General features: G+C 68.9%; 17 protein-coding genes. 4 read left to right on the top strand and 13 right to left on the bottom strand.

What is annotated here, in order from left to right; genetic code table 11:
- Nucleotides 1-121 precede the first annotated feature (121 nt).
- Nucleotides 122-619, bottom strand: coding sequence for a DUF5597 domain-containing protein (locus tag AB0F17_RS21940; RefSeq protein WP_358025637.1), 498 nt, complete (start codon nt 617-619; stop codon nt 122-124).
- Nucleotides 616-1851 carry an MFS transporter gene (locus AB0F17_RS21945; protein WP_358025639.1) on the bottom strand — a complete coding sequence of 412 codons (1236 nt, stop codon included), beginning with the start codon at nt 1849-1851 and terminating at the stop codon, nt 616-618. The genes AB0F17_RS21940 and AB0F17_RS21945 overlap by 4 nt, the downstream gene beginning before the upstream one ends.
- A gap of 444 nt (nt 1852-2295) precedes the next feature.
- Here AB0F17_RS21945 and AB0F17_RS21950 point away from each other — a divergent pair, with 444 nt between their 5' ends.
- Complete coding sequence (locus AB0F17_RS21950) at nt 2296-3279, top strand: LacI family DNA-binding transcriptional regulator (protein ID WP_358025641.1); 984 nt, start codon at nt 2296-2298, stop codon at nt 3277-3279.
- Between the two features lie 8 nt (nt 3280-3287).
- Here the strand turns inward: AB0F17_RS21950 and AB0F17_RS21955 are convergent, their stop codons facing one another.
- From AB0F17_RS21955 to AB0F17_RS21970, 4 genes are read right to left on the bottom strand one after another with little or no spacing between them, the layout of a single operon-like run.
- The gene (locus AB0F17_RS21955; protein ID WP_358025643.1) at nt 3288-4511 is read right to left on the bottom strand and encodes an MFS transporter; all 1224 of its coding nucleotides are present in this window, start codon (nt 4509-4511) and stop codon (nt 3288-3290) included.
- A gap of 44 nt (nt 4512-4555) precedes the next feature.
- A complete protein-coding gene (gene uidA / locus AB0F17_RS21960; protein WP_358025645.1) occupies nt 4556-6322 on the bottom strand; it encodes a beta-glucuronidase in 1767 nt (588 codons plus the stop codon).
- Nucleotides 6323-9316: a glycoside hydrolase family 2 TIM barrel-domain containing protein gene (locus AB0F17_RS21965; RefSeq protein WP_358025647.1), complete on the bottom strand. Its 2994-nt coding sequence runs from the start codon at nt 9314-9316 to the stop codon at nt 6323-6325.
- On the bottom strand, nt 9316-10503 hold the full coding sequence (locus AB0F17_RS21970) for a family 1 glycosylhydrolase (RefSeq protein ID WP_358025649.1): 1188 nt from the start codon (nt 10501-10503) through the stop codon (nt 9316-9318). The genes AB0F17_RS21965 and AB0F17_RS21970 overlap by 1 nt, the downstream gene beginning before the upstream one ends.
- Before the next feature lie 86 nt (nt 10504-10589).
- On the opposite strand from AB0F17_RS21970, the gene AB0F17_RS21975 reads away from it, so the two are divergent.
- Nucleotides 10590-11222 (top strand): TetR/AcrR family transcriptional regulator, encoded by a 633-nt coding sequence (locus AB0F17_RS21975; protein WP_358025651.1) that lies wholly within the window; start codon nt 10590-10592, stop codon nt 11220-11222.
- A gap of 22 nt (nt 11223-11244) precedes the next feature.
- Here the strand turns inward: AB0F17_RS21975 and AB0F17_RS21980 are convergent, their stop codons facing one another.
- Both AB0F17_RS21980 and AB0F17_RS21985 read right to left on the bottom strand, forming a co-directional pair.
- Nucleotides 11245-12267, bottom strand: coding sequence for an alpha/beta hydrolase (locus AB0F17_RS21980; protein ID WP_358025653.1), 1023 nt, complete (start codon nt 12265-12267; stop codon nt 11245-11247).
- Nucleotides 12268-12340: 73 nt separating this feature from the next.
- Nucleotides 12341-13693, bottom strand: a complete 1353-nt coding sequence (locus tag AB0F17_RS21985; protein WP_358025655.1) for an alpha/beta hydrolase domain-containing protein — start codon at nt 13691-13693, stop codon at nt 12341-12343.
- 182 nt (nt 13694-13875) lie between these two features.
- Here AB0F17_RS21985 and AB0F17_RS21990 point away from each other — a divergent pair, with 182 nt between their 5' ends.
- The gene (locus AB0F17_RS21990; protein WP_358025657.1) at nt 13876-14418 is read left to right on the top strand and encodes a TetR/AcrR family transcriptional regulator; all 543 of its coding nucleotides are present in this window, start codon (nt 13876-13878) and stop codon (nt 14416-14418) included.
- 52 nt (nt 14419-14470) lie between these two features.
- On the opposite strand, the gene AB0F17_RS21995 is transcribed toward AB0F17_RS21990, so the two are convergent.
- From AB0F17_RS21995 to AB0F17_RS22015, 5 genes are all read right to left on the bottom strand, one after another.
- Entirely contained in the window at nt 14471-16150 is a 1680-nt protein-coding gene (locus AB0F17_RS21995) for an AMP-dependent synthetase/ligase (RefSeq protein ID WP_358025659.1), read from the bottom strand.
- 106 nt (nt 16151-16256) lie between these two features.
- Nucleotides 16257-17987: a CocE/NonD family hydrolase gene (locus AB0F17_RS22000; protein WP_358025661.1), complete on the bottom strand. Its 1731-nt coding sequence runs from the start codon at nt 17985-17987 to the stop codon at nt 16257-16259.
- Nucleotides 17988-18048: 61 nt separating this feature from the next.
- Entirely contained in the window at nt 18049-18798 is a 750-nt protein-coding gene (locus AB0F17_RS22005) for an SDR family NAD(P)-dependent oxidoreductase (protein WP_358025663.1), read from the bottom strand.
- Between the two features lie 4 nt (nt 18799-18802).
- The gene (locus AB0F17_RS22010; RefSeq protein WP_358025665.1) at nt 18803-19564 is read right to left on the bottom strand and encodes an enoyl-CoA hydratase/isomerase family protein; all 762 of its coding nucleotides are present in this window, start codon (nt 19562-19564) and stop codon (nt 18803-18805) included.
- Nucleotides 19561-21216 carry an AMP-binding protein gene (locus tag AB0F17_RS22015; RefSeq protein WP_358025667.1) on the bottom strand — a complete coding sequence of 552 codons (1656 nt, stop codon included), beginning with the start codon at nt 21214-21216 and terminating at the stop codon, nt 19561-19563. Before AB0F17_RS22015 ends, AB0F17_RS22010 begins: the two co-directional genes overlap by 4 nt.
- Nucleotides 21217-21532: 316 nt before the next feature.
- Between AB0F17_RS22015 and AB0F17_RS22020 the strand changes: the two genes are divergently transcribed.
- Nucleotides 21533-22900 (top strand): flavin monoamine oxidase family protein, encoded by a 1368-nt coding sequence (locus AB0F17_RS22020; protein ID WP_358025669.1) that lies wholly within the window; start codon nt 21533-21535, stop codon nt 22898-22900.
- The last annotated feature ends 151 nt before the right edge of the window (nt 22901-23051 follow it).

Consider the following 23051-nt stretch of genomic DNA (forward strand, 5'->3'; position numbering starts at 1 on the left):
TCAACGCCTTCGCCATCACCTTCGAAGGCCGCCTGAACCCGACCACCCGATAGAACTAATTCAAGATCGAGTTACACCGTTTACTGGACAGGCCCGGGGACGCGCTCTCCGACGAGTCTGGTCAACGGGGCGGGCGAGAGAGGCGGACGCGGGCGATTCCGGTGAAGGTCATGGGGATGTGGATCGGAAAGAAGGCGGGCTGGGAAGTATCAAGCGTGTGCAGTGCCAGGGCGGAGCCTGATCCGGGTTCGTCGCCGTTGAGCCGGCGGGTGACGGTCCATTGGCCGTCGAAGTCCAGTTCGTCGACCGACAGGAGGCTGACCTTGGTGGTGTGGTCCGCTGAGGAGAAGGCCGCCGTGATGCCCCGGCCCAGCAGGAGGAACTGGTCTGCGTCCTCCTGCAGGACGAGGCCGTAGGCAGGGCTGCCATGGACCGTGTGCCCACGCGGTGGGATCCCGCCGCGATCCAGTCCTGGTGAACCGGCAGGTGCGGGGACCGGGCGATGGCATCGATGACGGCGGACAGGACGGTGGCGTGCAACGCCTGCTCGGCCAGCGGGCTGTAGTAGCGATCCGCTCGTGTTGCGCGGCGCCCGGGCCGGCTGTGGGACCGTCCTCAACGGATGGATTTGACGCGCAAGATGAGGAGACCGCCCAACACTGTGAGGGCCGCCGCGATCACGAAGAGCAGGGAGTAGTTCTTGTCCTCCGCCGAGGTGGCGCCGATGGCCAGGAAGATCGGCGCGGCGAGAGGGGCGACGGCGTGCGCGATGCTGTTGGACAGCGCGTAGATCGCCATGTAGCGGGCGGCCTCTGTCTCGCGATCGGGCACGAGGTCGATGGCGATGGCCTGGTCGACCGAGGAGAAGGCGCCGATCCCCAGATTGCAGAGCATCATGCCGGCCGCGATCGACGTGAAGTCCGGTCCCAGCGCCATCAGGAGCGCACCCGCGGCGTACAGGCAGGCGGCGATGAGCGCCAGCGGCAGTCGTCGGCGCAGCTTGTCGGAGAGGAACCCGCCGCCGACGGCGCCGGCCATGCTGGCCAGAATCCCGACCGCGGAAAGGGCGGCCGCCGTGGTGGCGGCCTGCTCGACGCGGACTCCCAGGCGCGATGCCAGGAAGAACGCCATGAACGTCGTGCCGAGCCACATGCCGGAGATGAACACGAACCTGCCCAGCCAGTTCCAGGCGAAGTCGGGATGCAGCCGCGGGTTGAAGACGTACTTGCTCACCAAACTCTTGAGCGACAGAGGACCGGGAGGCGGTAGCAGCCTGCCGTCCGGCTCCGGCACGAAGACGATGAAAAGGATCATGCCCAGCACGCCCACGGCGGCGGGGACCATGAAGAGCAGCAAGGAGTTGAACGCGAGGCTGCCTGCGACGACGGCACCCATAGTGGGGGCCAGCATCGACAGGAACCCCGTCAGCCCAGAGAGCTTGCCGCGCTGGGACGGTGGTACGCGGTCGGCCTGTGAGGCGGTGAACATGCTCAACGCGATGGCCCAGGTCAGTTGGACCAGCACCCAGCCGAGGCCGAGGACGACGACATTGGGCGCCAGCGCCATGGTGAACAGCGCGGCGACACCTGTCGTCATGCCATAGAGGATGAAGGGGCGGCGCCGGCCGAGCCGGGTTCTGGCGCGGTCGCTGAGCGCCCCGAACAGAGGGCCCGCCACCATGCTCACGGCCGCGCCCACGCCGGCGATGTAGCCCAGGTATTCCTCGTGCCCGGGAGCCAACTGGCTGAGCCGGATCGCCAGAGAGATCGCGGTCGGCGTGACGAGGCCCATCTGGCCGCCGAAGATGCCGAGAAGGAGGAACCAGATGTAGGAGGCCCTTACCTTGGGCATGTCCTCCGACAGCGTCGCGACTGCTCCGTCGCTTGTTGAATCCGCCGGCCCATTGTCGTGTGGCTGTTTCGCGGGGGTGAACGACACGAGAACCTCACCGATAAGTAGGTGTCGAATGGTTTTCGCTGAAGGGATCTAAGAGGATGTGCTCCGACCAGGCGATCAGCCCGTGGAAATGAGGACGCCCGGGAGTGCGATAGAAGATAAAGGCACCGTTACTAACGCGCATTAGTACGTTAACATCGGGTAACCCCTAGATCGCAAGACATATCCTTGTAACGACTCCACAACGACTCATTGGAAAAGGGAGAAGAAGCCGCTGCGCCGTCGTCCTCTACGATGAGGCGACGCAAACGCTTCCACGCAGCGAGGGGCCATGACCGAGCTTGTCGAGGTCATCAATGAACACAGCACCTTGGTCATGAGACCGGCGAAGGAGGGCTCATGACCGGCTCTGCCAAGCGGGTCACCAGAGCGGATGTCGCCCGTGTCGCGGGCGTGTCGCCGACGACGGTGAGTTTCGTGCTGAACGACACTCCTGGGCAGTCGATCCCTCCGGGAACCCGTCGCCGGGTCCTGGAGGCGGTCGAGCGGCTCGACTACCGTCCCCATGCGTCCGCGCGCACTTTGGCGGCCGGCCGGAGCAACGTCGTCCTGCTGTCCATTCCCCATCTGTCTCCGGGGCCCGGAATCACCCGGTTCGTCGAGGAGTTCGCGAGCGCGCTGGCACAGACCGGTCTGACGCTGATCACGCACCTGGCGGGCGTACCCGGGCGGTCGCTGCCCGACGTCTGCGCGGCCGTGGACGCCTCCGTGGTCGTCGGTATCGAGCCTTTCGACCCCGGCACCGTGCAAGCTCTGCGCCGGGCGGGCGCCGACATCGTGCTCCCCGCGGAGGGGGAGGCGGGGACGTACTCACCGATGCGGCACGCCGGTCGGCTTCAGGCCGAGCACCTCATCGAGCACGGGCGCCGGCGTCTCGGGTACGCGCTCCCCGAGGATGACAGGCTGCGCAAGATGGCAGAGGAACGCCTGGCGGGGGTCGAGGATGCCTGCGCCGCGGCGTCTCTGCCCGCACCGGCGGTCCTCGTCGTCGAGACGGAGCTCGACGGCGCGGCGAGTGCCGTGAGGGGCTGGATCGAGGAGTCGGTGACCGGCGTGTGCGCCTACAACGACGAGACGGCCTTCGCCGTCCTGGCGGGGATGCGGGAGAACGGCCGCACCGCCCCCGCCGATCTGGCCGTCATCGGCATGGACGACATCCCGCTGGCGCGGTTGACGGATCCGCCGCTCACCACGGTCCGCTTCGATCTGCGGGAAGCGGGCCGTCACCTCGCGCAAGCCGTGGCGGTGAGCCTGTCGAGCGGCGAACCTCATCTCACCACCGCCGCCGGCTTTCCTCGCGTGATCCGGCGCTCCACCGTCTGAGCCGTCCGCTAGCGTGCCCGGACCTTGAAGAAGATCAGGAATCCGCCGGTGAGACCGAGTAGGGCCGACACCAGGTACAGCAGGGTGTAGTTCTTCGCGTTCGCGGTCGCACCAAGGGTCACCAGGAGAGGGGCCACCAGCGGTGCGGTGGCGGCAGCGATGCGCTGGGCCAGGTTGGCGATCGCGGTGAACCGGCCGGCCTGGGTCTCCCGCTCGGGCAGAATGTCGAGCACGGTGGCTTGATTGGCCGCCGCGAAGACCGCGATGGACAGCGTCATCGGGATGAAGCCGGCGAGCAGGCCCGGCAGGCTGTGGGCGAACGCGGAGAGCAGGCTGCCGACGGCGAAGAGCGCCGCCGCGCCGAGGACGAACGGGCGCCGGCGCCCGATCCGGTCGGAGAGGTAGCCGGAGCCGAGGGCGCCGACCGTCGCGGTGACGAGGCCGATGCCCGCGGTGAGGGTGACCATCTGGGAGACGTCCTTGAGCTCGATGCCGAGCCGTTGTGCGTAGAAGAACGTGGTGAAGGTGGTGCTCAGCGACAGCGCGAAGAAGAACATCAGGTTCCCCAGCCAGTTCCAGGCGAAGTCGGGGTAGGCGCGTGGGCTGAAGACGTACGTGCCGAGCAGCCGTCCGATGGTCAGCCGTTCGGGGGCGGGCAGTGCCCGCGTGTCCTCCTCGTGGTCGAAGAGCAGGAAGGGCAGCCACAGCAGGGCCGCCACGGCTCCGGGTACGAGGAAGACCAGGACCTGATCGGTGCTGAAGACACCCGCGAGGACCACGCCGCCGACCGGCGCGGCCTGCCCGATGAAGCCGGACAGGCCGGCGACCTTGCCGCGCTGATGCCCGGCCAGGCGGTCGGCCAGCACGTTGCCGAGCGCGGCTGCGGCCGTACCCCAGCCGAGGCTGGTCAGAACCCAGCCCAGCCCCAGGATCGGAACGTCCGGCGCGAACGTCATGATCATCAGGGCGAGCAGGCCGAGCGCGCACCCTCCGAGCATGTACGGTTTGCGCCGGCCCAGCCGCGACCGGGTGCGATCGCTGAGTGTGCCGAGCACCGGGCCGTACAGCAGCGACAACGTGGCGCTGATCCCGAGGATGTAGCCGAGAACCTGCTCGTTCCCGGGTGCGAGCTGGTCGACGCGCAGGGCCAGCGTGTACGCCATCGGCACGACGATCGCCATGGACCCGCCGAAGGTCGCCAGCAGCAGGAACGCGATGTACCACCCGGGCACGCCGCCTCGTGCGGAGGGCGGCGCACTCGGGGCTTCTGTCGCTCTCACTTCGATGGCTTGCGGTCGCCGAGAGAGGTCCAGCGGGCCCTCAGCGCGTGCGCGGCGGCCTTGGGCCTGCGCTCGCGGGTGAAGACGCCCTTCTTGTTGCCGTCGATCCGGTGGATGGCGCCGGTGGTCTGGAAGTCGGCGAAGTTCCACACGTGCTCGCCCACCAGCGCGTCGATGCGGTCGAACACCCGGTGGTGCATGGCGAGGCAGGCCGCCTGATACTCCTCGGTCCATGGGATGTCCCATACCGAGTGCACGCCAGGCATGGTGTCGGCACCGTACTCCGTCATCATGATCGGCTTGCCGTACTTCTGCGCCCAGCCGCGCAGATCCGCTTCCAGGTAGGTCTCGGCGGTGGCCAGGTCGCCGGTGGCGACGTACCAGCCGTAGTAGCGGTTGAGGCAGACGACGTCGAACAGGTCGGCGATCAGATCGTTGTCGTAGGTCGCGAACATCACGGTGGCGTAGCAGACCGGGCGGGTGGGATCGAGCTTGCGGGTGAGCTCCACCAGAGGCTCGAAGTACTCGCGTGCGCCTTCCTCGTTCGAGGACGGCTCGTTGGCGATGCACCACATCACGACGCTGGGATGGTTCTTGTCGCGGGCGATCAGTTCGCGGATCGCCTGGGCGTGCGCCTCCTGGGTCTCGTCGTTGAGGGTCTCCGGCGAGAACGTGGGCCGCTTGGCGGCACCGGTCAGCCCCGCCTCGATGGACAGGTTGAGTCCCACGGCCGCGGTCTCGTCGATGACGACGATGCCGTGCCGGTCGGCGAATTCCAGCACCTCCTCGGCGTAGGGGTAGTGCGAGGTGCGGAAGGAGTTGGCACCGATCCAGTCCATGAGCTGGAAGTCGTGGACGAGGTAGGCGTTGTCGTGGCCCTTGCCCCGGACGGGGGAGTCCTCGTGCTTGCCGAAACCGGTGAAGTAGAACGGCTCGCCGTTGATGAGCACCTGCGTGCCCTTGACCTCGACCGTGCGCACGCCGAAGGGCTGCGGGTAGATGTCCTGGTCGGGCACCTCGACGACCAGGTCGTAGAGGTAGGCGGCTCCGGGCCGCCACAGGACGGCGTTCTCGACGCGTACGGTTCCGCTCGCGCCATCAGCGGCGGCGATCTCGGCCCCGGTGGCGTCCACGACGCGCACCCTGACCGGGGCGGGCTCGCTGGTCTCCACCGCGTACTCGACCGTTCCGTCCAGGCTGGTCACGACGGTGACGTCGGTGACGTGCACCGGCGGGAGGCTGTACAGCCAGACCGAGCGGGCCAGCCCGGCGTAGTTGTAGAAGTCGTGCAGGTACGTCTGCCGACGCCCGCCGTCCTCGGTAACGGTGATCGTGCCGGGTGGGATGGTGACGTTGGTCAACTCGTTGCCGACACCGATGGTGAGGCGGAACTCCTGGCCGGGGCGCACCAGCCCGGTGATGTCGGCTTCGAACGGCGTGTAGCCGCCGACGTGCTCGGCGACCAGGGTGTCGTTGACGTACACCCTGCCCTCGTGCGTGGCCGCGTCCACGCGCAGCATGATGCGCTCGCCGGTCCAGCCGCGCGGCACGCGGACCTGGCGCTGGTACCACACCCAGCCCACGTGGTCGCGGATCGCGCTGTCGGTGAACAGGTCGTTGTAGCTGGCGGGCACCGCCACCTCCAGCGACGTCTCCAGCGGGCCGGACCACGGGTGGGAACCGGCGACGGTGTCGAGGGTGAAACGCCACAGCCCGTCGAGATTCACCAGCTCCCGCGTAGGAGTCGGTCGGGGTTTGAGCATCTAGCGGCCCTCCGTCGAGAGAGTGAGACGCCACTGCCAGGCGTACTCGGTGGCGGTGAGCCGGTGGTGCGGGCGGGTGTCGGGGCCGAGGACCGCCGTACCGAGCCCGCGGTGGGCGATGTCGAGGTGCACCACGGTCTTCCGGCTCGGCGGGAGCTCCCACCAGTGGTCGGCCGCCTCCAGTTCGCTCACCGAGTACCGGCTCACGTTCATGTGCAGCGGCGTCTCGTGAGCGGTGCGCACCGTGCCGGCGGGGCCCGTCAGCAGCAGCGAGGTGACCTCACCGCGAGTGCCGTTCTCCTGCGGCAACAGATAGGGCACGGCCAGGCCGTCGATAGTGCTCTCCCAGGAGCCGAGCAGGGCCGACGCCCGCCGGTCGGGGTAGTTCTCCCACGGGCCGAGACCGACCCAGCCCGCGTTCTCGAACCCGTCGACGAGCTCGAACTCCATACCGACGCGAAGTCCGTCCTGTGTGTCCTCGGGCAGCGTCACCTGCTCGTCGAGTATCCAGTCGCCGTCGGCGAGTGCCGTGATCGTCCGCCGGTGCACGACCTGGTCGCCGAAGGCGGCCTCGTAGCGGGTGGTGACCACGGCCCCGTCGCCGGTCTCCTTGAGTTCGACGTCGACGGGCGTGAGCTGGAAGAAGCCGGAGCGGACGAACCGGTTGTCGAGGGAGAACGACTTGTCATGGCAGGTGAGCGCCCGCCACAGGCTGAGCTGCGGCGAACGGCGCAGCAGCGGGTGCCGCAACTCGGCGTCGACCAGTCCGCCGGACGCCCGCGCGCCCGGCAGCGGCGCGGGGACGCGCGGGAAGGTGACCTGCTCGACCGCCACTTCGGTCTCCGCGGGCGCCCACACGGCGGCTTCCCGAGTGCGCACGGTCAGGGTCAGCGCCAGCGCCGTCCCGCTCGTGAGCAGCTCCCGCACTGGGGCCGGGATGTCGATCGTGCCCTCGCCGCCCGCCAGTGCCGCCGGCGTCGGGACCGGCACCGCCCCGGCCGGGCCGGTCGCGGTCTCGACACGCAGTTCGAGCTCGTACGCGCCCAGGTCCGCGAACGTCTGACGGTTGCGGATGCGGAGCGTTCCCGCCCACGCGTCGGCAGCGTCCGAGACGATGCGAACAGGGCTGAACAGGCCGCGGGCCTCGAACAGAGCCGGCTTCGGCGTGAGGTCGGGGAACACCACGCCGTTGGCGAGCATGGGTCCGTTGTGGGTCTCGTCGCCGAAGTCGCCGCCGTACCGGAGGCGGCCGTCGCCATCCGGGTCGAGGGTGTGGTCGGTGAACTGCCAGATGAAGCCGCCCTGGAGGCCGGGCAGCGACTCGAAGAGTTCCCAGTAGTCGGCGAGTCCGCCCGTGCCGTTGCCTTGGGAGAACGCGTACTCGCAGGTGATCAGGGGGCGGTCCGCGCGCGGGTCGGCAGAGTACCCCTCGAGGCTGGCGAAAGATGGATACATCGGGCAGAGAATGTCACTGGCGGCGTGCCCGGCGTGCCAGTCGAGGGAGATCGCACCCTCGTAGTGCAGCGGCCGGGTCGGATCGAAGCGCCGCAGCCAGCCGGCCGCCGCGTCGTGGGCGGCGCCGTAGCCGGTCTCGTTGCCCAGCGACCAGGAGATCACCGACGGGTGGTTGCGGTCGCGCAGCACCATCCGGGTGATGCGCTCCAGGATCTCGGGCAGGTAGCGGGGGTCGTCGGGGATGGTGGAGGCGAACGCGTGCCCCTCGACGTCGGCCTCGTCGATGACGTAGAACCCGATCTCGTCGCACAGGTCGAGGATCTGCCGGTCGTTGGGGTAGTGGGCCGTGCGGATCGCGTTCACGTTGAACCGCTTGAGCAGCGACAATTCCGCCAGGAGCCGGTCGCGGGAGACGACGCGCCCGGTGCGCGGGTCGACGTCGTGCCGGGCGACACCCTGGACGAGGATGCGCCTGCCGTTGACGAGCAGGTCGCGTCCGACGACCTGGACGCGGCGGAAGCCGATGCGGACGCGGGTCTCGTCGGCGACATCGCCTTCAGGGCTGACGAGGCTGACCGTGAGGTCTTCGAGGTGGGGGATCTCCGCCGACCACGGGGTGACGTCGAGGCCGTCGAGAGCGAAGACAGCGGTTCCGGCGGGCGGCGTAGGATCCGGCAGCTTGCCCATGGTGGCGGGGATCGCGCGGAACTCCGGGGGGATCGGCGCCCCCGCCGCGTTGATGCTGAGCAGATCCATGAAGTCGGGTGGCAGCAGGGGCTCGGGGCGCGCCGACCGGTCCAGGGACGGCTTCGGGAGGGTACGCGTGGCCAGACGGGGGGAGACCGGCAGCGTCAGCGATCGGCCGAGCACCTCGATCCGCACCGACCAGTCGGTCTCGTAGAGGTGATCCAGCCCCGACGTGGACACGGTCACCCGGAGGTTCCCGCGCTCGGTCTGCGGGTCGTAGTCGGCGACCGCGGACATGTCGGCCAGCCGGATCTCCGGCACCGTATGCAGGAAGACCGAGCGGCTCAGTCCCGACTGCCACCAGTGATCCTGGTCCTCCAGGTAGCTGGCGGCCGACCACTTGGCGACCCTGAGTTCGATCGTGTTCGTTCCGGGGACGAGAGCGTCCGTGATGTCGAACTCGGCCTCGAGGTGCGAGTCGGTGCTCACGCCGACCGGCTGTCCGTTGACCGAGACCCGCAGCAGGCCCTCGGCTGCGCCGACGTGCAGGATCGTGCGGCGTTCGCCGGTCGGCCACAGGGTGAACCGGCGCCGGTAGACGCCCGTCGGATTGTGTTCTGGGACGTGCGGGGGCACCTCCTCGAACGGCATCGGCACGTTCGTGTAGTGGGGCCGGTCCTCGCTCTCCCGCATCGTCCACAAGCTCGGCACGTGGACGGTCTTCCAGGTGGCGCCGAGCGGTGCCGTAGGGAAAGGGAGGAGCTGGAAGTCCCATTCGCCGTCGAGCTCGATCTCGGGGTCGCGGCGCAGGGCATGCATGGGCAGGCGCCCCACGGGCGTGTCATCGAGCATCAGAGTTCTCCTCCGCGGCGGGCGACCTCGCCCAGCCAGGTCAGGCTGGGCTTGGGGTGGCGTTCGAAGGTCTCGCGGTCCACGGCGATCAGACCGAAGGTGGGCTCCCAGTGGCCCCACTCGTAGTTGTCCAGGGCGCTCCAGTGGAGGTATCCGCGCACGTCGATGCCCTCGTCCACGCATGCGTACAGGTGGGTGAGCGCTTCGGAGGTGTAGGCGATCCGGCGGGTGTCGTCGTCGGTGGCGATGCCGTTCTCGGTGATGAGGATCGGTACGCCGCCCGTGGTTTCCCAGGTGTGGCGGACGGCGATGCCGATCGCGTCGGGGCGGTAGGCGTTGCCGGTGAGGGTGGTGTCCGGGCTCTGCGGGTGCGGGACGACGCCGTTTTCGTCCACGGCCTGGCTGGAGTAGGACTGCACGCCGATGAAGTCGTCACCGCGTGCGGCCTCCAGGTACAGGTCCTCGCGGACGTAGCGCACCTCGCGTAGTTCGGCCTCGTTGCCGGGCGTGGCGGTGAGGGCTTGGTTGGCCACCGTCCAGCCGACCGCCGCGTCGGTGTGCTTCTTCAGGATGTCGCGAGCGGCGTGGTGGGCCTCGGCCAGCCGCCGCCCGACCTGGGGATCGGGGGCGGGCAGCACCGGGCGGGCCGCTCCTTCGAGGGTCGGGCTCATCCACTTGTCGGCCTCGTCGGACACGGTCGCCAGGCTCATGCTCGTCATCAGGGCGAGCATGTTCGGCTCGTTGATCGTGCAGACCCACTCGACGTCGCCGAGGATGGTCGCGGCTTGCCGTACGTACGCCTCGAAGCGCTCGATGGCGTCGTCGGCGAGCCAGTTGAACCAGCGTGGGCCCGTGAAATGGTGCAAGGTGACGACCGGCGTCAGCCCGAGGCCGAGCGCGGTGTCGATCATCCGGCGGTAGTGCGCCAGCTCGGCACGGGAGAACCTGCCCGGGAGGGGCTCGATGCGCGCCCACTCGATGCCGAAGCGGTAGGCGTTGAGCCCCGCCTCCGCGAGCAGGCGCATGTCCTCCGGGTAGCGGTGGTAGCTGTCGATGGCGTCGCCGCTGGGGTCCATTCCGGGGACGTGTTGTTCGTTCTGCCACCAGTCGCTGTTGACGTTGTTGCCTTCCACCTGGTGTGGGGCGGTGGCCGCGCCCCAGAGGAAGCCGGGGGCAAGTGTGGTCATGAGAGATCCTTGCGAGAGGCGGGATGCACGCTAACATGAAACCCGAATCACGATACGAATTTCAAGCCCTCGACGGAAGGAGAACCATGACCGCGACGACCAGCCGCGGCCCGTACGCCAAGACGGCGGCGATCCGGAGGCGGATCGTCGAAGCCTGCGTGGACGCGTTCGGCGAGACGGGCTTCTATGGCGCGACCATGAAAGACGTCGCCAAACGCGCGGGCAGCAGCTACACGGGGCTGCTGCACCATTTCCCACGCAAGGAGGACCTGCTCACCGCGGTGCTGGAGCTGCGCGACGAGCGCAGCAGCGAATACCTCGAATCCGCGCACGCCCTCGACCCGAGCTCCAACCCCGTCGAGACCCTCCGGGGAATGCTCGCCGTCATCGTGGACAACGAGCTGCAGCCCGGGCTGATGGAGCTGCACTGTGTGCTGTCGGGCGAGGCCACGTCGCCCGACCACCCGGCGCACGCCTACTACACCGAGCGCTACCGCATGCTCCGCCAGTTCTTCGGGAAGGCGTTCAGGGCTCTGGCCGATCGTGGAGAGCTACGGTCGGCCATCGATCCGGAGACGCTTGCGACGATGACCATCGCGCTCATCAACGGCCTGCAGGAGCAGTGGCTTTTCGACAGGGACTCGGTGCAGATGGAGTCGGCGATCCGCCAGTTCCTGGGCTCCGCCGTGCCGGCTCTGGCCGAGCCGGAACGGGGATGAGGACACAGCGATCTAGGCGGATCTAGCCGTCAGTGACTGGCTTGGCCCAGTGCTCGTCGAGGAAGCGGCGGATCTCCCGGACCCGCTCGTGGTCCTCTGGTGCCGTCCCGAGGAAGAAACCGTGGGGCGCGGCCTCGAAGACGTGCAGGTCCGCGGGGATGCCGGCGGCGCGTAGCTTGCGGTGCAGGCGCACGGTGTCCGACAGCAACCGATCGCGGGTGCCGCTGAACAGGATCGTCGGCGAGAACCCCTTGGTGAAGTCTCCGAACAACGGTGACAGGTACGGGTCGCGCAGGTCATGACCTCCGGCGTACAGGAGGATCAGAGGTTCGAGGGCCTCCACGAGCTGCGAGTCGACCCCGTCGTTGGTCGCCAGCGTGTCGCCACCGCGGGTCAGGTCCGTGGGCGGGGTCATCAGCACGGCGGCGGCCGGCAGCGGCAGTCCCTCGTCACGCGCTCGGAGGATCAGAGCCGCTGTGAGGTTGGCCCCGGCCGAGATACCCCCGATGGCGATCTCCTCCGGCCGGTGGTCTTTCAGCAGCCTCCGGTAGACGGTCAGGGACTCATCGAGCGGTGCGGGATGGGGGTGGTTCGGCGGCATCCGGTAGTCGACCGACCACACGGTCGCACCGACAGACCCCGCCATGGCGGCTGCCCCAGATCGGCACGCCGCTCCGCCGCCCATGATGAAGGCTCCACCGTGCAGGAGGAGGAGCACCCGGCGGTCGTCCGGCGAGAGGCCGTCAGGCCTGGCCGCGTAGACGGTCACCCCGTCGACGTCGACATCCTCCGTCTTGGTGCCGACACCTGTCTCGACGGCGCCGGTGACCGACGTCCCCACGATCCCCACCGCTGCTCCTGTCACCATGGCGTTCCGCTCCGCGACCAGAGCCCGCCACGCCTCGAGATCATCCACCGGCGGCAACTCGCTCTGCGGTTTGCTCACGCCCATCGCCAGCAGCGCCTGTGCCTGCTCGCTCAGCGATTTAGGCACCGGGACATTCCGCGCCGGGACGTGCGTCACCGGATATGAAGCGTCAATCATCATGTTTCTCCTTCGTGGGTTCGCTCTGCGGCAACCGTGCGGCCGAGCGATCAGTACCTGGTCCTCGATCCGGCTACGGGATGTCGACCTGTTGCGCTTCACGCCGCATGTTCTCGGCGTCTTCGGCGAGGAACCAGCCCTCATCGATGAGTTCGTCCAGGCGCCGGTCGAAGCGCTCGACGTATCCGGCCGAGTCCTGGTAGAGCTGTCGCAGTTTCCGCACGTCGAACGGCTCGTCGCTGCCGACGGTGATGGGGCTCGGAGTGCCGTCCGGCTTCGCCGGGTTGGGCCGGTGCGTGGAGTGGGGGACGTCCAGTTGGACGCAGCGCACGCCTCCTCGGCTGTTGCCGTGCTCGTCCTTGGCGACGTAGCCGTCCGGGCCGACCTCGATGCGCTCGGCCCGGGGCGGCACGGTGCCGTTGGCCACCCACTCGACCAGGTGGTGCAGGCCCATGTTGAACAGTTCGAAGTGGGGCAGGCTGTTCATCCGGGCGACGATCGGGACGCCGGGCTCGTCGGCGAACTTGTCCTTCCACAGGGACACGTCGTTGAAGGGCGAGTACCGGGTGCCCATGTGCGGAATGCCGGCGAGCTCGTACAGGCGGTATCGGTCGCCGGGCTCGTCGCTGTCGTCGCGCCGATAGCGGCGGCCCTCGTAGCCGGGACGGAAGGAGTAGCCGGGAAGGGCGATGTCGCCGTCGCTCATGACCTGCACGATCGGGACGTCGACGTCGTGGAAGGGCTCGAAGGGAAAACCCGACGGGAAGAAGCCGTCGTAGACGGGTGAGCCGTCGGCGAGACGCTGCACGTCGTGTGCGTCACGGATGTAGTAGGTGGTCACGCTGCCGGTCTGCGAGTGACCGGCGAGGATGATGTTGGTGACGTTCCAGCCCTTGAACGGCCCCTGGGATGCTGCGAGGGCGGCACCGACCTGGGCGAGGATCGTGCTGGCTGCCCGGTTCCGGCGTTCCAGTTCTGACCAGAACACCGTCGAGCTCTCCGGGTTGCCGAGGTGCGGGTCGGGGTCGAAGTCCGCGGTGTCCGGCCCCTCGATGTGCAGGTTCGCGTAGTTCTGCGGGCCGGACGGCTTGAGGTGCATGTCGAGTGTCGTCTTCTGCGCGGTGATCTCCACCCAGGCGTGCCCTGACCGCAGGATGTAGGGGCCGCTGTAGAGCCAGATCGGCGCGATTCCGTGGACGTGCAGCGGCTCGGCGATCACGGTGCCGCTGAAACGAGCGGCGTCTCGGGGGCGGCGTACGAGCACCGTTGTCGCGTAGGGGTGGCCGTCCTCCTCGCCGGTGGCGATCCATTCCTCTTGGACGTAGTCGTAGTCGTCCAGGGCGGGGAGGTGGGAGGCGTGGGGGATGAACGTCGCCGAGCCGTCCCCTGGCGATCGTTGAAAGGCGGCGGGAGTCACGTCAGCCATGGCAATTCCCTCAGTTGGGTACTTTTATAGGTGCGATAGTACCTAAAAATGTTCCGCCGCGAGGGTGCGGGTATGCCTGTGTCAGACTCGGATGCATGCCGCCAGCCAGCGACCTTGAGAGAGTCCCGAAGCGGACGAGCGTTCGCCGTCGCCGCGTCAATGAGTCGCGCCGCGAGGAACTCATGGGACAACTTGCGAGCATTCTGCTGGCCGAGGGTTTCATCGGCCTGACGATGGACGATCTGGCTTCGCGGACGAACTGCTCCAAGGCCACCCTCTACAGCCTGGCGGGCACCAAGGAACAGCTCGTGATCGCGGTGACCAAACGCTTCTTCGGCCAGGCGGCCGAGGAGATCGAGACGGCGGTCGCGGCCGAGGCCGACGCGCGGCAACGCATCGGTACCTACCTGGCCGGGGTGGGCACGGCCATGCGCCGCCAGTCCCCGACGTTCTACGTCGACATGGTCGGTTTCCACTCGACCGCCGAGATCTACCGGCACAATTCCGACACCGCCGCTCGCCGGGTCCGGGAGTTGATCGAGGACGGTGTGCGGCAGGGCGTGTTCCGCCCGGTCGACGGCACGTTCGCGGCCCAGCTGATCACTTTGGCCATCGACGGGGTCCAATCGGGAGAGTTGCTGCGCACGACCGGCCTCAGCGCCGGCGACGCCTTCGCCGAGCTCGGCGACCTGCTGCTCAACGGGCTCAGCTCCGATCACCCCTGACATTCCTCGTCGTCCCCCGCTGCCGTCCGGCGGCAGTCGTACGGCGATCACTTCATGACTGACCCTGCGCGTAGAGCGCCTCGATCTCGTCGGCGTACTTCCGCTCGATGGTGCGGCGCTTGAGCTTCATGGTCGGCGTGAGCTCGTCGCCGTCGGGCGACCAGTCGCCGGCGAGCAGCCTGAACCGCTTGATCTGCTCGACGCGTGCGAGATGGGTGTTGGCAGCGTCGACCTCCTCGCGTACGCGTGCGACGACACCCAGGTCGGTTGGGTCGAGATCCGCCCCGGCGACCGGGTCGAGGACGAGCAACGCGACGTTGTAGGGGCGGCGGTCGCCGATCACACACGCCTGGCCGATCAGCGGGCCGGCCGACTTCAGCCGCATCTCGATGTTGGCCGGCGACATGTTCTTGCCGGCGGCGTTGATGATCAGCTCCTTCTTGCGATCCACGATCCAGACGAAGCCATCCTCATCGATCCGTGCGACGTCCCCCGTGTGCAGCCAGCCGTCGCCGTCGATCGCCTCCGCCGTGCGCTCCGGCATGTTGCGATAGCCCCGCATGACCTGCGGGCCGCGCACGAACAGCTCGCCGTCGCCGGCCAGCCGCAGCTCAACGGTGTCGAGCGGGAGCCCGACGCTGCCCTGACGGACCACGCCGGGCCGATTCGTGGCCACGATGCACGAGGCCTCCGACATCCCCAGCCCCTCGCACAGCGGGAGGCCGAGCGCGTCGAAGAACTCGAGCACTTCGACGGGCGTGGGCGCGGCGCCCGTGACAAGCCACTGCGCCTGGTCGAGACCGAGCTTCACGCGGATGCTCTCTGCCAACTCGGGCGTGGCGCGCGCCTTCGCTCCCAGATCGGGTCCGAAGCCGGCCTCGAGCGATGCCTTGACCTTCTCCCAGATGCGCGGGACGGCGGCGAAGATCGTGGGCCGGACGCGGGCGACGACCTCCATGGCCTGTTGTATCTCGGCAACGCTCGTGACGGTGTTGGCGTAGGTCATGAACGCCGAGTAGTGCGAGGTCCAGCGATCGGCGATGTGAGCCGTCGGCAGGAACGAGACCTGCCGCCCGCCACCCGGGAGCGGGACCGCGGCATCCATGCCGCGCAGCTGAGCGAGCATGTTCGCGTGAGTGATCTCCACGCCCTTCGGCGGTCCGGTCGTCCCCGACGTGTAGATCAGCGTGAGCAGGTCGTCGCCGGCGACATGGTCGGCGCTCGCCTCGAGATCGACCTCTGCCGCGTCGCCGGCCGCCAAATCGGCCAGGGTCAAGCAGCCGTCACACTCGGCGTCGATCACCACGACGTGGTCGAGCCGCGCCCCGTGCTCGCGTGCTGCGCGCACCGTCGCGAGGAAGCGCTCCTCGATGATCGCGACGCGGCTGCCGGCGTCGCTCAGGACGTATCCGACCTGCTCCGGGGGCGAGGTGTTGTAGATGCTGAACGGGACCGCACCGAGGAACATCGCGGCCGCGTCGATGAGGTGGAACTCGGGCCGGTTGGCGAGCATGAGCGCGACCGGCTCGCCGCGTGCGACACCCAGCGCGCCCAACCCGCCGACGAACGAGCGGATACGCGCCAGCGCCTCTTCGTAGGTGACCTCGAGCTTCCCGTCCATGGTGCGCAGCGCGAGGCGATCAGAGTTCGCCGCCGCCGTGCGGAGCAGTACATCGCACAACGAGCGAGCGTCATCGAGCCCTGCGGGGCCGGGGACATACTCCGTCGTCATAGCTCCTCCACCCTCCACGTCGTGTTACTTGGGCGCGCCGCCCGGGATGTCATGTGCGGAAGCTCCGGTGCCGCATCGGTGTCGGCTCGAAATACGAGCGCCGCCATCAGCGGGGAATGATCGGGAGGATCAGGCGGGACGGGTGGAGCTCGTCGTGGAAGATGCGCTGGGTCGCGGGCACCGTCTTGGCGGAGGTGGCGTGGGTGATGCGCTCGCCGGTGTTCGGATTGAGGTCGTAGGTGGGGAACTCGCTGGAGGAGATGTCCAGCCTGATGCGGTGCCCGGCCTTGACGACGGTGCTCGTCGACCACAGGTCGATCTCGTAGCGGTAGGCCGCTCCCGGCGTCCGAGGCTGTGCCACACCGACGCCCGTGCGGACGACTCCCTGGCAGACATTGATGGCGCCGCCGTCGGGGAAGACCTCGATCAGCTTCGCGGTGAAGTCGGTGTTCTCCACCGACGAGGACGCCCACAGCTCGAGTGTCACCGGGCCGGTGATCTCCACGTCGCTCTCCAGCGGCGGGGTGGTGTAGACGAGCACGTCAGGACGTTCGGCGACGGCGTTGAGGTCGACCGGGTCCCCGTAGGTGGCGCCGGTCCGGAGCGAGCCTGGCACCGGGTCGCTCGGATCGTAGACGTACGCGTCCGGCTGCTCATCGCCTGGCGCTTCCGTTGACAGAGCGCCGTCGTGGAGGAAGTACGAGGTCCACTGGGTGCGGGCCAGCGGCCACTCGTGCTCCTCTCGCCAGACGTTGTCGCCCATCGCGTACAGGCGGACCGGCGGCTCGTCCACGTAGCCGGGAAGTTCCCCCTTGAGGTGATGGGCGAAGAACCGCATGAGCGGCCCGTCCGGGCTCATGTCAATGAACACCCCGACCGCCGGGTCGGCATCGGGCCGGAGCTGGGCGCTCCCGTGGTTCCACGGCCCGACGACCAGGCGCTGTCCCTTCCGGGTCTGCTCGGTGACGCCGTAGCGCTTCATCGTGGTGAAGGCGTCAAGGCCGCCCTTGGCGAAGAAGTCGTACCAGCCGGTCAGGTGCAGGACCGGCAGGTCGATGTCCTGAATGTGGTCGGCGGCACTGATCCGCCGCCAGTAGGGGTCCTGCGGGTCATCGCGGTCGCACCACTCGCGGAACCACGGCGCCAGTTCGCGCAGCTCCTCGATGTCGCGCAAGGGGCGGCGGTCCAGCAACTCCCGGGTCCCGTCGGCCTCCAGCCGATTCAGCTCGGCCAGCTCCGCCACCCCGCCGAGGCCGCCCCCATCCATGATCTTCGCGGCCTCGGCGAACTTGGGCAGGGGCGATGCGACGCCTCGGCGCTCGGCCTCCCACGTCGTCATCAGGGCGCTCCAGCTCAGTGCGAGGCCGAGGTGGAGCACGCCGGGTGCGTAGTACCACGTGCTGTCGTCCCAGTTCCACGCGCACGTCAGCGGTGCGATGGCGACCAGGTGGGGCGGCCGGGCGATGGCGGCGGTCCACTGCGTGTAGCCGCTGTAGGATGTGCCGTACATGCCCACCTTGCCGTTCGACCACGGCTGCGCCGCGGCCCATTCGACGGTGTCATAGCCGTCCTCGACATCGGGGTGGAGCGGGGAGAAGTCGCCTTCGGAGCCGTACCGGCCCCGGCAGCTCTGCACGAGGACGGCGTAGCCTTGCTGGGCGATCGCCTTGCCGAACATCTTCATGTACCCGTCGCGCGTGCTGTACGGGTAGCGCTGCACGAGCACCGGATACTGGCCCGGCTCCGCCGGGCGGAAGATGTCGGTACGCAGGCGGATGCCGTCGCGCATGGGGACCATCACGTCGTTCTCGACGATGAGGTCGTCGGCAGTGGTCATGTTTGTTGCTCCTTCTCCACGTCGCGTGCGCCGATGTGGCGCGGGTTCTGGGTGGCGCGGGTCAGCGCAGGGTGCTGCCGATGCTGATGCCGCCGTCCACGTCGAGCACCACGCCGGTCACGTACGCCGCCGACTCCGAGCACAGGTACGCCGCGGCCTCGGCGATGTCCGCCGGGTCGCCGATGCGGCCCATGGGCACCCGGCCGGCGAGCTTGGCCCGGGCGGCGGCGTTCATCGAGGCCAGCATCGGTGTGTCGATGAGGCCGGGTGCGATGGCGTTCGAGGTCACACCGTGCGGGGCGCCCTCCAGGGCGATCGTGCGGGCCAGGCCCACCACACCCGCCTTCGCGGCCGCGTAGTTGGCCTGCCCGAAGTTGCCTCGCCAGGACATGGACGAAAAGGACAGGATCCGGCCGTACCCTTGCCGTTTCATCTCCGCGAACACGGCCCGGGTGCAGTGGAACATGCCGCGCAGGCTGACGTCGATCACGGCGTCCCACTCGTCATCGGTCATTCGCTCCAGGCGGTTGTCCCGGATCACCCCGGCGTTGTTCACCAGGACGTCCACCCGGCCGAAGGCCGCGAGCGTGTCCGCGATCCACCGGTCGACCTGCTGGGCATCGGCGACGTTCACCACCGATGGGCGCACGTCGCTGCCGTCGCACTCGGCGGACGTCTCCTTGACAGCGGCTTCGTTGACGTCGCACAACGCCAGCAGCGCGCTCTCCGCCGCGAACCGCCGTGCCATCGCCCGGCCCAGCCCCTGCCCGGCCCCGGTGATCAGGACGACCCGGTTCTCATAACGTCGCACGGTGCTACCTCATGGCTCGCTGGTCGAAGAAGTGGGTCAGCTGCGCGGCGATGTCCTGCTCGCGCCAGTGTTCGGCGAACATGTCGAGCTCCCTCAGCAGCGCACTCGGCGTGTCCGGGTCGTCGAGCAGCTGCTTCAGCCGTCCATGGCAGCCGGCCGGCATCCCGGTGAAGGAGTTCGCCACCGCCGTCACCACCGCGTCGAACTCTCCAACCGCGGCGATGGCCTGCACGAAGCCGCTCGGCAGGAACTGTTCGGCCGGTAGCAGCTCACCGGTGAGCATCAGACGCCGGGCCAGGGGCTCACCGACCTTGCGGGCCAGCCGTACGCTCGACCCGGCGCCGGGCAGGAGAGCGTTGCGGATGTGCCCGTCGCCGATGAGCGTGCCCGTTCGGGCCACGACCGCGTCACACGCCAGCGCGAGTTCGAGCCCACCGGCGACGGCATGCCCGTGCACGGCCGCGATGACGGGTTTCGGCGCAGACTCCAGCCGCGCGAAGGACCGCGAGACGGAGCCGAGGAACGTCAGCGGATCCCCGCCGGTGCGGGCCAGTCCCAGGAGATGACGCAGATCGGCTCCGGCGCAGAAACTGGGCCCGTTCCCGGCGACCACCACCGCCTCGGTGTGCGGATCGCTCATCGCGGCGGCGACGGCCTCGTCGAACGCGCCTATGAGCTGCGGATCGAGGGCGTTGCGTCTGCCGGGGCGGTTGAGCCGGATCCAGCGCAGAGGTCCGGCCTGTTCGGAAAGAACCGCAGCGGTCACGGGCGAGCCGCCAGGTCGCTCTTCCGCTGTGCGCGCAGGAGGTAGCGCTGGATCTTCCCGCTGGGCGTCTTCGGCAACTGGTCGATGAAGTGCACCGCGCGTGGGTAGGCGTGTGCCGCGAACCGCTTCTTGACCAGTTGCTGGAGTTCGGTGATCAGCGCGTCGGAGGCGTCCTCCCCGTCCTGGAGAACGACGAAGGCCTCCAGAACCTCGCCGCGGACCTCGTCGGGCGCGGCGATCACCGCGCACTCGGTCACCGCGGGATGTGTGACCAGCACCGACTCGACCTCGAACGGCCCGATGCGGTAGCCGGCCATGATGATGACGTCGTCGTCCCTGGAGGAGAAGTGGAAGTAGCCCTCCTCGTCCACGCGGCCGACGTCCCCGGTGTAGTACCACCGGGCGTCGGCGCTGAACTTCTCCGCGCTCTTGGTCGGGTCGCCTTCGTAGCCGCGGAACCAGGCCAGCGGACTGGCGGCGATGTCGACGGCGATACGGCCGATGGTGCCGGCGGGCGCGATCTCGTCGCGGTCCTCGTGCAGCACGTGCAGGCTCCACCCGGGCATCGGATGTCCCATCGATCCGGCGAGCACCGGTCGGCGCAGCGTCGGGAACTGGTGGTTGTTGATCAACATCCCCGCTTCGGTCTGCCCGTAGTGGTCATGCACCTGGATGCCGAACGTCTGCTCGGCCCACGCGTTGACCTCGGGCGTCAGCGGCTCGCCCGCACTGGAGGCGCAGCGCAGCGCCAGACCCGGTGGCACCGGGACGCCGGAAGCGCGCAGCGATCGGTATACCGTCGGCGCGGCGGTGAAGTTGGTGACCCGGAACTCGTCCATGACCCGCCATGTGAGCTCAGGTGAGAACCCGGCGTGCAGCAGGATGCTCGGCACCCCGAGGCTGAGCGAGGCGATCACACCGAAGTACAGCCCGTAGGCCCAGCCGGGATCGGCCGCGTTCCAGAAGACGTCGTCCCGCCTGACACCGCAGCCGTACTCGGCGTAGAGGCGGAAGCCGGCGATCGCCGCGGCGGGCACGACGACTCCCTTGGGGCGGCCCGTCGTGCCGGACGTGAAGATGTGCAAGATCGGCGCATCTCCGCCCAGGGCGGCCGCCGGGTATCCGGGCTCGTGCGCGGACACCAGCTCGGCGAAGTTCAGCTCGCCGCCGCTGCCGCTGACGATGATCCGCCAAGGCGCGTCCGCTGGGATGTCGTCACCCGGGTCGAGCTTCGGCCGTTGCGTGTCGTCGCAGATGACGACCTTGGCGCCGCCGGCCAGCAACCGCAGCGCGATCGCCGGCGCCGCGAACGCGGTGAACAGCGGCACCGCCACCGCGCCGAGCCGCCAGACCGCGAGCAACGCAACGAGGTAGTCGGCGCTCTTGCCCATCAGCGTCGCCACTCGGTCGCCCGGCCCCACCCCCAGATCGGCCAGAGCGGCGGCGAACCGTTCGGATTCAGCCCTGAGCCGACCGTAGGTGAGCACGGTGGCCGACATGTCCGGCTCGACCACGGTGTAGGCGACCGCATCAGCCGGGTGCCGATCGCAGAGCAGGTGGGCGACGCCGGCGCGCGGATCGCTGTAGGCGGCGACCAGCTCGTGGACTCGGTCAAGCGGATCAGTTGCCGGGCCGGGATCGGAGAGGTCCATCGCGGGTTCACCTCGGAACGCAAGGGCTACTATATTGGGTACGATTTTGGGTACGCTAGTACCCGATAGTGGAATTGACAAGTGCGCGATGTACGCCGTTCCTCTGCCCGAGCGGTCGCCGGCCCGCGACATGGTGGTCATGGCGCCGGGCGACAACCGACGTGGGTAAGATCAGCCGGGACAATTAACCTCATACAGGTCAGCGCCGTGGTGGTCGGTGGGTGCGCTGGCGTGTCCGTCATGCCACGGACACGTCCGCACCCGACCGGGTGGCGGATCGTGGTCCGGGGCATGACCCGACCCACCGGAGAAACACATGTCCGACCACCCATCCGTCCGCTCTGTCGACGTGATCGTCGTGGGTGCGGGCCTGGCGGGCCTGACCTGCGCCCGTGACCTGCATCGCCATGGCCTGGACGTCGTCGTGCTGGAAGCTCGCGATCGCGTCGGCGGCCGCACTTTCAGCACCGAGATCGACGGCCAGAGCATCGAACTGGGCGGGCAGTTCCTCGGCCCGGGGCAAGACCGCGCGTACGCGCTGGCCGCCGACCTCGGCGTGCCGGTCTTCCCCACGTACGGGCAGGGCCACCACCTGGTCGAGACCACAACCGGGCGAGTACGGCGCTACCGGGGCACCATCCCGCGTCTGAGCCCGCTCGCCCTGCTGGACGCCGCCCAGGCGCAAGCCCGGTTCGAACGGCTCGCCCGCAGGATCGACACCGAGGCGCCTTGGCGTAGCCCCGACGCCGCCGCCCTGGATGGCCAGACACTCGAAACCTGGATCCGTCGCACCACGTGGACCCGGGCCGGGCGACGGCTGTTCACCATGGCCTGCCAGGCGGTCTGGTCCTGCCAGCCAAGCGAGCTGTCCCTGCTGCACGCGCTGTTCTACGCTCGCTCCGCCGGAAGCATGCAACGCGTGATCGCTGTGGAGGGTGGCGCGCAACAGGACCGCCTCGACGGCGGCGCGCACGAACTGGCCGTCCGCCTCGCGCGCCGGCTCGGCGACCGTATCCACCTCGGCACCCCGGTCGATCACATCGTCCAGGATGAGCACGGCGTCGAGGTAACCGCCGGCAGGGAACGGAGTTGGCGGGCGGCGCACGTCGTGGTGGCCATCCCGCCCACGCTGTCCGGCCGCATCACCTACGAACCGGCCCTGCCGGCAGCCCGCGACGGGCTGACCCAGCGGCTGCCCATGGGCAGCGTGATCAAGTGCGTGGCCGTCTACCCGGAGCCGTTCTGGCGTTCGTCCGGACTCAGCGGCCAAGCCACCAGCCTGCGCGGACCCATCAGCGCGGTCTTCGACAGTAGCCCGCGCTCGGGCGAACCGGGCATCCTGCTCGGCTTCATCGAAGGAGCCGAGGCCCGCGCCATGACCGCCCGCCCCGCACACCAGCGCCGGGCAGCGGTCCTCGATCAGCTGACCCAGCTGTTCGGCCCACCGGCCGCCTCCCCGATCGCTTACACCGAGCAGGACTGGGGCGCCGAGCAGCACACGCGCGGCGCCTACTCCGCCGTCTTCCCGCCCGGCACCTGGACCCAGTACGGCCACGCGCTCCGCACCCCGGTGGGCCGCATCCACTGGGCCGGGGCTGAGACGGCAACCGGCTGGTACGGCTACATCGAGGGCGCCATCAGGTCAGGTGAAACGGCGGCGACCGAGGTCATCACCTCTGACTAACCGACAGGCACGAGGGGTGGGAGCTGACGCGCGGGCTCCCACCCCCCACGCTCCGACCCCTTAAGTGCCGCTCGCTGTCCTGCGCCCGAGCGGCACCGGCAAGATCCGCCTCGTTGCCACGGCGGCGGACGGTGCTCCGGCCGAGCCCCTG

It is taken from the genome of Nonomuraea sp. NPDC026600, assembly GCF_040638335.1.
Taxonomy (GTDB): Bacteria; Actinomycetota; Actinomycetes; order Streptosporangiales; family Streptosporangiaceae; genus Nonomuraea.

Excerpts from the sequence above, each read along its gene's own strand:
- AB0F17_RS21945 (WP_358025639.1), bottom strand. The coding sequence starts at position 1,851 with ATGCCCAAGGTAAGGGCCTCCTACATCTGGTTCCTCCTTCTCGGCATC.
- AB0F17_RS21950 (WP_358025641.1), top strand. The coding sequence starts at position 2,296 with ATGACCGGCTCTGCCAAGCGGGTCACCAGAGCGGATGTCGCCCGTGTC.
- uidA (WP_358025645.1), bottom strand. The coding sequence starts at position 6,322 with ATGCTCAAACCCCGACCGACTCCTACGCGGGAGCTGGTGAATCTCGAC.
- AB0F17_RS21965 (WP_358025647.1), bottom strand. The coding sequence starts at position 9,316 with ATGCTCGATGACACGCCCGTGGGGCGCCTGCCCATGCATGCCCTGCGC.
- AB0F17_RS21970 (WP_358025649.1), bottom strand. The coding sequence starts at position 10,503 with ATGACCACACTTGCCCCCGGCTTCCTCTGGGGCGCGGCCACCGCCCCA.
- AB0F17_RS21975 (WP_358025651.1), top strand. The coding sequence starts at position 10,590 with ATGACCGCGACGACCAGCCGCGGCCCGTACGCCAAGACGGCGGCGATC.
- AB0F17_RS21980 (WP_358025653.1), bottom strand. The coding sequence starts at position 12,267 with ATGATTGACGCTTCATATCCGGTGACGCACGTCCCGGCGCGGAATGTC.
- AB0F17_RS21985 (WP_358025655.1), bottom strand. The coding sequence starts at position 13,693 with ATGGCTGACGTGACTCCCGCCGCCTTTCAACGATCGCCAGGGGACGGC.
- AB0F17_RS21990 (WP_358025657.1), top strand. The coding sequence starts at position 13,876 with ATGGGACAACTTGCGAGCATTCTGCTGGCCGAGGGTTTCATCGGCCTG.
- AB0F17_RS21995 (WP_358025659.1), bottom strand. The coding sequence starts at position 16,150 with ATGACGACGGAGTATGTCCCCGGCCCCGCAGGGCTCGATGACGCTCGC.
- AB0F17_RS22000 (WP_358025661.1), bottom strand. The coding sequence starts at position 17,987 with ATGACCACTGCCGACGACCTCATCGTCGAGAACGACGTGATGGTCCCC.
- AB0F17_RS22015 (WP_358025667.1), bottom strand. The coding sequence starts at position 21,216 with ATGGACCTCTCCGATCCCGGCCCGGCAACTGATCCGCTTGACCGAGTC.
- AB0F17_RS22020 (WP_358025669.1), top strand. The coding sequence starts at position 21,533 with ATGTCCGACCACCCATCCGTCCGCTCTGTCGACGTGATCGTCGTGGGT.